This is a genomic window from Clostridium sp. D5 (genome assembly GCF_000190355.1).
Taxonomy (GTDB): domain Bacteria; phylum Bacillota; class Clostridia; order Lachnospirales; family Lachnospiraceae; genus Faecalicatena; species Faecalicatena fissicatena_A.
Genome location: NZ_GL870809.1, coordinates 433,705 through 446,740, shown reverse-complemented (window position 1 = coordinate 446,740; position 13,036 = coordinate 433,705). Strand labels below are relative to the sequence as shown.

Annotated in this window: 8 protein-coding genes and 1 tRNA gene; 2 read left to right on the top strand and 7 right to left on the bottom strand. The window is 46.4% G+C overall.

The features are described from left to right. Positions 1-67: 67 nt before the first annotated feature. From HMPREF0240_RS01850 to HMPREF0240_RS01820, 7 genes are all read right to left on the bottom strand, one after another. Positions 68-139: transfer RNA gene (locus HMPREF0240_RS01850), tRNA-Glu, on the bottom strand. Positions 140-355: 216 nt separating this feature from the next. Continuing rightward, entirely contained in the window at positions 356-1,312 is a 957-nt protein-coding gene (locus HMPREF0240_RS01845) for a YegS/Rv2252/BmrU family lipid kinase (RefSeq protein ID WP_009001759.1), read from the bottom strand. Positions 1,313-1,461: 149 nt separating this feature from the next. After that, the gene (locus HMPREF0240_RS01840) at positions 1,462-1,719 is read right to left on the bottom strand and encodes an HPr family phosphocarrier protein (protein ID WP_009001758.1); all 258 of its coding nucleotides are present in this window, start codon (positions 1,717-1,719) and stop codon (positions 1,462-1,464) included. After that, positions 1,716-2,675 (bottom strand): DNA-binding protein WhiA, encoded by a 960-nt coding sequence (whiA, locus tag HMPREF0240_RS01835; RefSeq protein ID WP_009001757.1) that lies wholly within the window; start codon positions 2,673-2,675, stop codon positions 1,716-1,718. The genes HMPREF0240_RS01840 and whiA overlap by 4 nt, the downstream gene beginning before the upstream one ends. 9 nt (positions 2,676-2,684) lie before the next feature. Then, entirely contained in the window at positions 2,685-3,563 is an 879-nt protein-coding gene (gene rapZ, locus HMPREF0240_RS01830; RefSeq protein WP_009001756.1) for an RNase adapter RapZ, read from the bottom strand. Position 3,564: 1 nt separating this feature from the next. Then, positions 3,565-4,470 carry a UDP-N-acetylmuramate dehydrogenase gene (gene murB, locus HMPREF0240_RS01825; protein WP_035312247.1) on the bottom strand — a complete coding sequence of 302 codons (906 nt, stop codon included), beginning with the start codon at positions 4,468-4,470 and terminating at the stop codon, positions 3,565-3,567. Positions 4,471-4,804: 334 nt separating this feature from the next. Continuing rightward, positions 4,805-10,156 carry a glycoside hydrolase N-terminal domain-containing protein gene (locus tag HMPREF0240_RS01820; RefSeq protein WP_009001754.1) on the bottom strand — a complete coding sequence of 1,784 codons (5,352 nt, stop codon included), beginning with the start codon at positions 10,154-10,156 and terminating at the stop codon, positions 4,805-4,807. A gap of 433 nt (positions 10,157-10,589) precedes the next feature. On the opposite strand from HMPREF0240_RS01820, the gene HMPREF0240_RS01815 reads away from it, so the two are divergent. Both HMPREF0240_RS01815 and HMPREF0240_RS01810 read left to right on the top strand, forming a co-directional pair. Further along, entirely contained in the window at positions 10,590-11,924 is a 1,335-nt protein-coding gene (locus HMPREF0240_RS01815; protein ID WP_035312245.1) for a hemolysin family protein, read from the top strand. A gap of 177 nt (positions 11,925-12,101) precedes the next feature. Then, positions 12,102-12,866 carry an N-acetylmuramoyl-L-alanine amidase gene (locus tag HMPREF0240_RS01810; protein WP_035312243.1) on the top strand — a complete coding sequence of 255 codons (765 nt, stop codon included), beginning with the start codon at positions 12,102-12,104 and terminating at the stop codon, positions 12,864-12,866. The last annotated feature ends 170 nt before the right edge of the window (positions 12,867-13,036 follow it).

Below are 13,036 nucleotides of genomic sequence, written 5' to 3'. Positions count from 1 at the left end.
TTTTATTTCGAGAAACAAAAAAATACCGAAAACCCTCTTACCAAAGGATTTCCGGTATCTCGTTCAGTGACTCCAAGGGGAATCGAACCCCTGATTCCAGCGTGAGAGGCTAGCGTCTTAACCGCTTGACCATGGAGCCATGTATTATATTGCTTTCACAAGCGAATTTCATTATACTATACGATTCTAAAATATGCAAGCATTTTTTTTAATTTTTTGTCGTTTTTGTCCTTTTTTTAACGGCATGGTTCGTAAAGACCCGTGGCACGGCTACACCAGCTCTATGACAGGACTGGCGGGAAGGCATATACAGTTCCAACGCCTTCCCGGCAGTCCTGTCATAGAGCGTCCCCCCTCACAAAACGTCTCCCTTCATCCCAATTCCCCCAGAAATCCTCCCCTTCACAGAAAGATTCTCAATACTTTTCTCCGCCACCATGATCCGCAGTCCCTGTTTCTTATTCCTGATCTGTACATCATCATGTTCCCCGCCGAACTCTCCGTCCAGCGTCCATGGGATCTCTTCCACTGATTCAAACCGGATATTTCCTGAACGGAAGGAATACATATGCGCAGAGTCAATCTGCTTGATCACAAGCGAAGCAATAATTTCATTCAGCTCTATCGGATTCTTCGGCGTCTTAATCAGCGTCACCTCAAACTCTCCATCATCGAACACCACATCTTTACCAATGATGCCCTTAAATCCCCCGACGGATCTGGAATTTGTCACCATTCCAAATACGAACTCATCTTCCAGTACCTCATCGTCATAAGTCACTCTGATGCGGTATGAAGGGATATTAAAGATACGCTTCGTGCCCTCCAGAACATAGGCCAGATGGCCCAGCACATTCTTCATGCTCTGCTTTGTCTCGTAAGATACATCCGTAAACAGGCCGAAAGCAGCAATATATACAAAGATATCATCATTAAAAACTCCTACATCGCATGGGAACGGCACCCCGTTTGCGGCTGTGTCTGCAGCCTCCAGCATATCTTTTGAAATATGCAGGCTATTGGCAAAATCATTGGTCGTCCCTGCCGGAATATAGCCGATGGGCACCTGCTTCGCTCTTTTTGCCATTCCCGTTACTACCTCGTCCAGCGTTCCGTCGCCTCCGCTGCAGACAACCAAATCGTAATCTGCTTCATAACTGATCGTCTTAGACAGCGCATCATGATAACGCTGAGTCGGATAAACCGTCACCTCATATCCACCCTTTACAAAAATATCCAGCACGTCGGAAAGTTTCGGTTTCAGCAGCCCCGTTCCGGCATTTGGATTGTAGATAAACAGCATTTTCTTCATAATTTATCCCTCCACCATACTATGTAAACCGTGGTTCGGCCATTATGCCGTCCACTTGCTGTGCTTCATATCCATTCATTATAAAAGAGGCCGCACAAAAGCACAACCTCTTTCCTCATACTTCTTTATTCTATTTTAAATGTGGCTGACTATTTTTTCCTGGTAAAAAAAGTTTTAATACCTTCAGCAGCCACCTGCTCATCTTCGCCTTCTGTTACTACTGTAAGCTTTTCGCCCTCTGAAAGGTTCAGGCTCATCATCCCCATAATACTTTTTGCATTGATCTTTTTCCCATCTACCTGAATATAAACTGAACTTGAGTACTGGCTTGCCTCCTGTACTAACAATGCGATTGGTCTTCCGTCAAGTCCCTTGTCCTGTTTTATAACAACCGGTGTTTCAATCATAATAATCCTCCTTGTTTTTGCCTTACCTTTTCTGCCATCTCGCTCAATTTTCTGAGTCTGTGATTTACACCAGACTTTCCAACGGGCGGTGATAAGAGTTCACCTAACTCTTTGAGTGTCGCATCAGGATGTGAAAGGCGGGCAAGCGCTACTTCCTCCAGTCCCTCCGACATTTTTTCAAAACCTATCGTATCTCTCAGATATGTAATATCCTCCACCTGCTTGACAGCGGCTGATACTGTTTTGTTAATATTGGCAGTTTCACAATTTACCTTGCGGTTTACGGTATTGCGCATCTCTTTGAGAATCCGGACATTTTCCAGCTCCATCAGCGATATATGCGCCTCCATAATATTCAGGATATCCACTATCTGTGAGCCTTCCTTCAGATATACAACATATGACTTCTTACGCTGGACAATCTTGGCGTCCATGGAGAAACCACATATCAGTTCCTGAATCTGGTGCGCCATTCTCTCAGAAGCACAGACAATTTCAAAGTGATACGACTTGTTTGGATCACTCATCGAGCCTGCTGCTAAAAAAGCCCCTCTGATAAAAGATCGTCTGCAGCATGTCTGCTGAACCACAAGAGAATTTGCGATATGAACATCTTCAAATCCTGCCTGGTATTCTTCGATCAGTTTTGCTGCCTGAAGGATAAAAAGAGCGTCTTTATGCCGCTTTACTACCACAGCATAAGAAACACTTTCCTTTGAAATGTTTCTTCGGATAGAGATATCAGCTTCTATATTAAATGTTTTTGCTATCAATGTAAAGCATTTTCTTGCAACAGCCAAATTTTCCGAATGAATTTTCACGCTGTAATGCCCGTAACTGTTGATGACAATAGATCCGCACATGCTGATTAATGCCGCAAGTTCAGCAATCTGGCAGTGCCTTGCGGTATTCCATTGTTTCGAAAGTTCTTCTTTCACATTTCCAGAAAATGACATAGCTCTCTCCTATTTTGCTTTCGTAATAGCATCTTTCCCAATATCCCGATGTTCAATACGCACACCATAGCTTTCCTTCGGCTCCAGAAACTGGTAAAGAGCATTCGCAAGAGTCACGGACCGATGCTTGCCGCCGGTACATCCGATGGCAATCACCAGCTGATTCTTCCCCTCCAGTATATAATTGGGGATCAAAAAATCCATCATTCGGGTCAGTTCATCCAGAAATTCCCTGGCCTTGTCATTATCCATCACGTAATCGCGGACCTCCTGATCATTGCCGGTCTTTGGCCTCAGATCCTCGATATAATAAGGATTGGGCAGAAAACGTACATCAAATACAAGGTCAGCGTCCTGAGGGATTCCATATTTAAAGCCAAAGGACATCACAGTAATATAGAGATTTTTAAAATCCTTTCCCTCTACGAAGATTTTTTCAAGCTCCAGCCTCAGCTCTCTCGTAAGCATCTTGCTTGTATCAAGTATATACGTGGACTGCATTTTTAAGAACGCAATTTTTTCTCTTTCTTTGGCGATTCCGATGTCGATATGTCCGACTCCGCCCAGCGGATGCTGGCGGCGTGTTTCTTTGTACCGCTTTACAAGCACGTCATCACCTGCATCCAGAAAAAGAATCTCATAATGTATCCCGATCTCATCAATCTGTTTTAGCTTTTCTTCCAGTCCCTTAAATGCCTGGCCGCCCCGGATATCTATCCCCAGGGCCGCCTTGTCTATCTCGGAATCCGGCGCTGCCAGCATCTCCGCAAACTTCTGGATCAGGGGGATCGGCAGATTATCCACACAAAAGTACCCCATATCTTCCAGCATCTTCAGCGCAGTCGATTTGCCGGCGCCCGACATACCAGTAACAATCACAAATCTCATCTCAGAATTCTCCTATCCGCTTCACTTCCGGCTCCAGTCTGACGCCCGATGCCGCCTCCACTTTATCAGCGACCTGCCCCATCAATGATATCACCTCCGCTGCCGTAGCTCCGCCCCGGTTAATCACGAATCCGCAGTGCTTCTGTGATACCTGTGCATTTCCCACCTGGAATCCGCGAAGTCCTGCATCTTCTATCAGCTTCCCTGCAAAATACCCTTCCGGCCGTTTAAAAGTGCTGCCCGCACTCGGATACTCCAGAGGCTGCTTTGTCACCCTTTTTTCTTTCAGCTCTTCCATATAAGAGCGGATGCTTTCGGCATCCCCAGTCTCCAGCCGGATTACTGCTTCGAGAACAATATAATTCTTTTTGGCAATCACACTTGTTCTGTATCCCAAATCCAGTTCTTCCTCTTTCAGGGTCTTAATCTCCCCTTCCGGAGTCAGAACCCGGGCACTCTCCAGAACCTGCTTCATCTCACCTCCATAGGCTCCTGCATTCATCATAACGGCTCCGCCCAGTGTCCCGGGGATACCGGAAGCAAATTCAAAGCCTTTCAGACTGTGTGAAAGAGCTTCTGCAGCTACCTTAGACAACAGCGCACCAGCCTGCGCAAAAATCCTGTTCCCATCGGTGTGTATTTCACTCATATTTTTATATATCTGAATGATAACACCTCTATATCCTTTGTCTCCTACCAGCAGGTTGCTCCCGTTTCCAAGAATGTAATAAGGCACTTCTTCCTTTTTGCAGAGATCGATTACCTTTTTTACGTCATCTGTATCACCGGGAACCGTAAAATAATCCGCCGGCCCCCCGATGCGGAATGTTGTATGCCGGCTCATCGGTTCATCCGCAAAAACGCTTTCCTCTCCCAGTAAGTCACATAGTTTTTCATATAAATTCATATACGTTCTCCAATTCTTTTGAACTTTCTCCTCAATCATACAACAAACCCTACTCAAATTCAACAGGATGTCACTTCCGTTTACCCAAACAGGCTGTCCGCTGTTACGGTTAAGACCGTGCTGTCTCCCCGGAGGGTGTAAACAGTAACTATGCCTGCAATGCCCGGACCATACGCCGTAAGAAAAAGACGTAACCCGAAAAAAAGCCGCGGCATCCGGTAAACACCCCTGCTGTAAACCGCAGAATGTTTACCGGATGCCCGGCATTTGCTTTCCTTGCTGTATGTTCTTATTGGAAACAGCCTATAAAGCCGACCCTTTAGTGGTCAAATAATTATTTTCTTTTTCTTCTCCGCAATACAACACCCATTACCGCTATCAGCAGAACTGCCGCTGCCGCAGTTGCTGCCCATACTGCCGGGTGCCCCTGGTCGCCTGTCTTAACTGTATCTTTTGCAGTGCTTCCAGTTGTTCCCTGATTTCCGGAATTATTATTAGTTGTATTGTTCTGATTTCCACCGCCTGTTGATCCGCCCGGATTAGACGGATTTGGATTCGGATTTGGGCTTGGATTCGGATCTGGTGACGGGTCTGGATCCGGTGTCGGATCGGGATCTGGCGTTGGGTCCGGATCTGGTGCCGGGTCCACTGCAGTGTCTTTCACGGTAACCTTAACCGCCGGTTTCAGCTCATCCGGGTTATCCATTGCGATATCTGTTTTTAATTCTCCATATATCGTATAAACGCCCGCTTCGTCTGCTTTATAATCACCCTTGTCCCATTTTACCGGAACATCTTTTTCATTTAGTCCGCTCTTGTATGTAATATCCACTGTCTTTGGAAGCTTCAGCTCTTTAAATGCGGTTCCTTTTTTCACGGCCAGTTCAGAAGGATCCACTGTGATTCCGGCGATAATGCGTTCCACGCTGAAGGTAAAGGAGAACTGGGCCGGTATGGAAGTATTTCCGGTCTGGTCATATGCTGTAATTTTCACCACATATATCTGTCCCACCGTCAGATTCTCCATCTTCCATGTAGTTGCCGTTTTATCTTTCAGGTCTGCTGCTTTGATATTATCGATGTAAATATTATATCCGGCCAGGTCTTCGTCTTCCGGCGCTTTCCACGACAGTTCCACAGCATCCTCTCCGACTGCTTTTTTAGAAATCTCTGTTACTGATCCGGGGCCTTCTGTGTCATTTGCCGCTGTTGTCTCCACCGGAATCCTGATTGCATCTTCGGACACATCACCAAGTGCGTTTACTGCGAAGATCTGTACCTCATACATTGTATTCGGCTGCAGACCTGTCAGCGTATACCAGGTATCCGTTGTTGTCATATCACCGGTACTCTCCAGTGTCTGTACTTCCGTCCCCCCGGTTCTGATGATGTAAGACGCTGCACCTTTTACAGCATCCCAGCTGACAGTTGCTCTCGTGCGCTCTACATGCAGCAGCCCGCCTTTTGCTTCACCTATAACCGGCGTCGGCATGGACGGTTCGCCCAGATCAGCCTTAGCTGCCAGTAAGCGTTCAGCCACATCCTTCACTGTGTCTTCTTTCGCATCCGCATCATTCATTACTTTGACTGCTTCATTATATACCGCTTTAAAGTCAGCCCATTTTGCTGCGTCATATGCCTCCGCTACCAGAGTTGAGCACTCGGTAATAGCATCCTGCAGATCCGCTTTATCCGCGTAGTCTGATGTGCCTGGTGAAAAGATTTTCAAATAATCCAGGTTGCCATCCATTCTTCCGTCTCTCTCAACGATTGTACACTTAATTGTATGTGTTCCGTTCCCGAGATCCGTCTTTGAAAAGACTACAGACTGCGGATCTCCACTGCCGCTTCCGTTCATAGATACAGTTTCAATGAACCCTCCGTCAATTTCCACATCAAAGCTGGCAAAATTGGCATGCTTCTGTATATATACTTCTATACCAGTACCATTAAACGTATACTCGAACGCTGCCCCAGCCTTTGCCTCAGTCTTCGTTCCACCGTGATGTTTGTCAGCTTCACCTGCATAGGTACCCCAATTTCCAGTCCAGGTAATTGCCGGATTTGGAGTAGAATTATTCACACTATCCTCCACAATTGTCTCATTGTCTGCTACATCGCCGGCAAGGGCAATCGTCATCTCCAAATCTGCAGTCACACTGCTGTCCGCTTTTGAAACTGCTGTTATCCTTACCGTTCCATTTCTGTCACCAACTGTAAGCAGGCCGTTCTCGTCTATTGAAGCCAGGTCATTGTCAACAGACCATACTACACTTTTATCTGCTGCATCCTCTGGCAGCACTTCTGCCTGCATCTGCACACTGCTGCCGGCCTTACCCACCATAGTAATTCCGGAAACTGCAGATACTGTCATACTTTCCGGTTTCTGCACCGTGCTGTCCAGCACACGGAAGGCATCAAATTCTACCTTTGTATTATTGCTGGCCGGATTCTTCTCACCCAGAACCTTCAGCTCAATCACATGGCTTCCATATTCCAGATCCTCTTTTGTAAATACGACTGACTGACGTACTGTTGAAGCGGTATAAGTATCTGCCTTTCCCTCGCTCTTACCGTCAATAAACACTTCATACATTCCCCGGTCAGTGTTTGTACAGGTAATTACTTCGATTCCTGTTCCGACAAAATTCATCTTCACAGTTTCACTTCCTGTAGGATTCTCAAGGTACTTAATTGTGTCCGCATAGTTCGGATCACCTTTGTGATCCCAGTCGCCCCAGCTTCCGGTATACTCGATCCTGGAATCATCGTCATCAATCATTCCTGCCATATTTCTTAGATCTCTGATTTCACACATCGCAGTGCGTTCACCTTCCTGGTCGCCAACCACCGCAGACACCTGATAGGTCATCGCTCCCAGGATAGCCCCTGCCCTTGCATCTGTAAAGGAAGGAACCGTAAGCCCCGTCTCAATTCTCTGCACATCACCGTCTCCTACCTGACGGTAAACATTATATGTAACCGTTTTGCCATCTGCATCATATGTATCCCATGTCAGATCAACCTTATCGTCGTATACTCTGACAGCTTCCAGCCCTGTCGGAGCGGAAGGAACCTTCATATCCGGCACGTCTTTTACTGTATATGTTTCTCCTGCACTTGTTTCAAAAGAAATCCGGTTGTCGCTGACCGCGTTGATTTCAACTACATTGCCGGATCCGTCCACTACAGTTGCAAGCGCTGCATCCGGGAACTGAACTGTTGCCGTCCCCCCATTTCGGGAAAGAATTTCTGCTGTCTTAACAACACCTTCTCCCCAGCTCATATTCAGTACGAAATTTCCGCGCGCTGTCAGGCCATTAACACTGCCGTCTGCCCACTCATCCGGAAGAGCCGGAAGCAGGTTCATATATCCCTGGTTGCTCTGCAGAAGCATCTCTGCCACACCTGAAGTCATCCCAAAGTTACCATCGATCTGGTATGGTGCATGTGTATCCCAAAGATTTGTAAGGATTCCTTTATGGAACAGATCAGTAATCAGCTTATACGCGCGGTTACCGTCTCCGAGTCTTGCCCATGTATTGATACGCTGTCCCATTCCCCAGCCGGTGCTCTCGTCAGTACGGTTGTTCATAGATATTTTAGCTGCCTCATACCATTCCGGTGTATCTGAAGAAATAAGATCGCCCGGGAAGACGCCAAGCATATGAGAAAGATGGCGGTGATTAAAGCCTTCTCCCAGACTATTTACAGTTGTCTCTTCATACCACTCTTTGATCTGTCCGCTGTCACCGATCTCGATCGGTCCCTTCAGCCTGGACTGTTTGTCTTTCCATACTTCTACCTGTTCAGCATCTGTCCCAAGGATTTCTGCTGCCTGAATGGTATCCTCATATAATTGCCAGATCAGGGTCTGCTCATAGGTATTTCCTGCTGTACGAGGCCCGTGCTCCGGTGAAAAACTTGGTGAGGAAACCAGTTTTCCCGTCCCGTCATCTACCAGCATCTGGTCATAAAGGAGTGCTTCCTCACGCATGATCGGGTAGATTACATTTCTCAGGTATTCTGTATCTCCTGTGAAATCATAGTAATCCCAGCAGTTCTGAAGAATCCACGGAACCGCTGCCGGTGACCATCCCCAGCTGAAATCCCATCCCGGGCATGTCCATCCGAAAGGATTGTTCTGTGTATGCGCCATAAATCCGGTCTCTGATTTGCCATCGCCGATCCCTGCATAAATCTTTGCCGTAACACGTCCCGGCTCACGCAGGCTGTCCACATAGGAGATCAGCGGCTGTGCACATTCTGCCATATTGGTGCTGTAAGTCGGCCAGTAGTTCATCTGCAGATTTACATTCATATGGTAGTCTGCATGCCATGCTGAATTATTAGCACCAACCCAGATTCCCTGCAGGTTTGAAGGAAGTGTCTCCCTTGATGGATCATCGTCCGGTGTTTCTCTCGAGGACTCAATGGTCAGATAACGCCCATACTGGAAAAGCATAACCTCCAGCTGTCTGCGCTCGCCTTCACTGGCCTTTCCACTGTTATATGCAGCCAGAAGACTGTCGGTCGCTCTGTCTGAAACCGTCTGTCCGAGATTCAGATCCACTCTGCCGAAAATAGAATCGAAATCCTTTGTATGGGCTTCTTTTACAGCCTCATATCCCTTGACTGCAGCCTGGTCCACATAGGCTTTGATCCTTGCGGAAACTTCCTCTGCTGTCTGTCCGGTACGATATTCCGGGTACTCGTTTTTATAATCTGTTCCTATAGAGGTGTAGATTGTGACTTCTTTCGCTCCGGATACACTGACCTTTTCGGTTCCATCCTTCACCTTGCCGCCCTCATCTGCAACTACTTTTGTATGGGAACTGAACTTCATCTGATTGTCGGTCAATTCCCCGTTTATCGAAATAACGCCATCCTTTACATCCGTGTCCCATGACCTTCCATAAGACTCCGCACTCGGGTTGTTGGATCCGCCGCCCTTCTGATCATCCGGTTCCACACGAACATCAAAGTCCAGCGTACCGCCTTCTGCAGTAAGTCTCGTTACCAGTACATTATCCGGATAGCTAACAAAATATTCTCTGTGATAATGTGTTCCTTTGTAATCGTAATCAACAGATGATACAGCATTCCTGAGATTAAGGTCCCTGCTGTAATTCTCTACATTGTCAGGTGATGCACCGTCCTGAAAATCGAGATACATATTTCCATAACTCAGATAATACCCATAGCCCTTATCGCCGGCATCATCACTCACGCCGATCAGCTTATTGCAGAGAGCCGACGCTGCACTGTTATTTCCTTCCTTGAACAGCTCCTGAATCTGCTTCATGGTTGCCCCGTCCTGGCCGTTTTGCTGGATGTTTCCCCCATTATAATCAGGACGGCTGTCACTTGGCCCGCCAGACCACAATGACTTTTCATTCAGCTGAATTCGCTCTATATCAACTCCACCGAATACGCTGGCACCGATCGCGCTGTTTCCGATCGGAAGTGACCATTTTTCCCAGGAGCTGTAACTTCCGATATCTGCCGGGCTGTCGTACCAGAGTCGCAGGCTGTTGCCGTCCTTCTGCTCACTGCCAGTTTCTTCTGCCGCCTTCACGTAAGTAAGGCCCTTTGCCGGTATACTTCCTGCAACCAGTGCTGCTGCAAAAACAGCAGCCATTGCCCGTGACAAAAACCGCCTTCCTGATTTTCCTTTTTTACCCATCAATGCTTTTCCTCCAATTTCTCCCTGTAACTCCCTTTATCCCCCCTGACTTCCCCCTCCTTTCCTTATAAATTTGTAAATAAAAATGGCCATCCGACAATTTTATGTTTCAGACACCCATTTTTCCCTCCTCTCCCCAAGAAGGACTTTACATTGCAGAATATCCCCAGATATACTGCCGCTAAAAAGTAGCACTACTATTATATTCCCGCCTCCATTTTTTCCCAATTCATTTTTTTACTGTTTTTAATGAAATTTTTCCTGTTTTTAATATCCTTTCATACAAAATAACTGAAATCATGGCCCATATTGACTATTTAACCGGCTCCCGGAACACCCTGTACTTGCAAAAAGGCCCCAAATGATGTATATTTATGAGGTATACATGCTTAGAGCAATTACGCAATAAAATAATAAAGGAGTGAACAGATAATTGGACTCGAGTGATGCCATACAATTTGTTATATTAATCGTACTATTGATACTGTCTGCATTTTTTTCATCCGCGGAGACAGCGCTTACCACAGTAAGCAAGATCCGTATGCGTTCTCTGGCAGACGACGGAAACAAACGTGCCAGAATGGTTCTGGACGTTACGGAAAACCATTCCCGTAAGATGTTGAGCGCAATCTTAATCGGCAACAACATTGTCAACATTTCTGCCTCTTCGCTGGCAGCCACACTGGCATACAGTTTCGGAGGTTACATGGTCAGCATTGCAACCGCAGCTCTGACCGTTGCAATCCTCGTATTCGGAGAGATTACCCCGAAGAGCATTGCAACCCTGAATTCTGTAAAGCTGTCATTATCCTATATCCCGGTGATAAGGGCATTTATGGTAGTAATGACACCGTTTATCTTCATTATTAACCTGTTCTCACGTGCTATCCTGTTTTTGTTCCGCATTGACCCCAATGCGAAGAACAGTGCCATGACAGAGGACGAGCTTCGTACAATCGTGGACGTAAGCCATGAAGATGGAGTCATTGAATCAGAAGAAAAAGAAATGATCTACAATGTATTCGACCTGGGCGATGCCCGTGCAAAGGACGTTATGGTGCCGCGTGTCCATGTAACATTTGCAGATGTAAACAGTACTTACAAAGAACTGATTGATATTTTCAAAGAAGACAAATTCACACGTCTCCCTGTTTATGAGGATACAACTGACAATGTAATTGGTACCATTAATATGAAGGACCTCCTGTTGTTTGACAGCAAAGAACAGTTCTCTGTGCGCAACATACTGCGCGAGGCTTACTTTACTTACGAATACAAAAATATATCCGAGCTTCTTGTGGAAATGAGAGATGCCTCCTTCAATATCGCAATCGTACTGGATGAATACGGTGAAACAGCCGGGCTGGTTACTCTGGAAGATATTCTGGAAGAAATCGTAGGTGAGATCCATGACGAATATGACGAGAATGAAGAAGAATTCGTTAAGCAGCTTGGCGAATACGAATATATCATCGAAGGCTCCATGAGTCTGGACGATGTGAATGACCGCCTGGATCTGGAACTACAGTCAGAGGATTACGATTCTCTCGGCGGTTTCATTATCGAACATCTGGACAGGCTGCCTGAGGTAGGTGATGAAGTCACAACCGACAGCGGGATCATGCTTGTCGTTGAAACACTGGATAAGAACAGAGTAGAAAGCGTACACGTTTATCTGCCCGAAAAGCAGGCATCTGATGAAGATGACGAGGATATAGAGGAGCAGGAAGACGCTCCCTCCAAAAAAGAATACAGTGAACGGGCATAGGGAATCAGCGGATCAAGCATCTTCCCTGCCCGCAATATAATCGGACTTCCACATGGCGGCCGGACTGCAAGAAGCAGTCTTTACTCATGCGGAAGTCCGATTTTCTTTGTCAAACAGGAACTTCCTTGGGATTTCTACATATCATAAAATAGAACAATGTGAAAGGAATTTTTACTTATGCCTTATTCAATCATGTTAGATGCAGGACACGGCGGGCGGGATCCCGGAGCAGTATATAACGGACGCCAGGAAAAAGATGATACGCTGCGCCTTACTTTAGCCGTCGGTGAAATTCTTCAGAATCATGATATCGACGTAGAATACACGAGAACCACGGATGTATACGAATCTCCTTATCAGAAAGCAATGGAAGCAAATAATGCGGGGGTAGACTTTTTCATCTCTATACACCGAAACTCTTTTCCAACAGATAATGTAGTATCAGGAGTGGAATCCCTGGTGTATGACCTGTCCGGAATTAAGCTTCAGATGGCTGAGAATATCAATGAACAGCTCGAGTCTGTTGGATTCGTAAACCTCGGCGTAAAAGCACGACCCAATCTTGTCGTACTCCGCCGCACGAATATGCCTGCTGTTCTGGTCGAAGTTGGATTCATCAATTCCAACACGGATAACCAGCTTTTTGATGATAATTTTGATGCAATCGCACAGGCTATCGCCTCCGGAATCCTGGATACACTGGAGATGGACCATGTGATTGACCCGCCCGGATATAAGGTACAGGTTGGTGCATTTCGAAATCCAACTTATGCAAACCGTCTGCTGAACGAGCTGCTGGAACAGGATTTTCCGGCATCCATCGTTGATACCGACGGCTTCTTCCGGGTTCAGGTTGGGAATTTTGATACACTCGACGACGCAACAGCAATGGAACAGCGCCTCAAAAGAGCAGGCTATCCGACAATTATAGTCAGCCGATGAATCTGCACATCTCCCCTGCGGTTTTCCTGCCACACTGTCCCACAATGTGGCAGGTATGTCCCCGTACAAAATCCGCAGGGGAAATCTGAGGATTCCCAATATTTGATTTTTCTTTCATTTGTGGTAAACTGGACATATTATCGGTTGTCCATGCGGGAATGGAGGAAAAC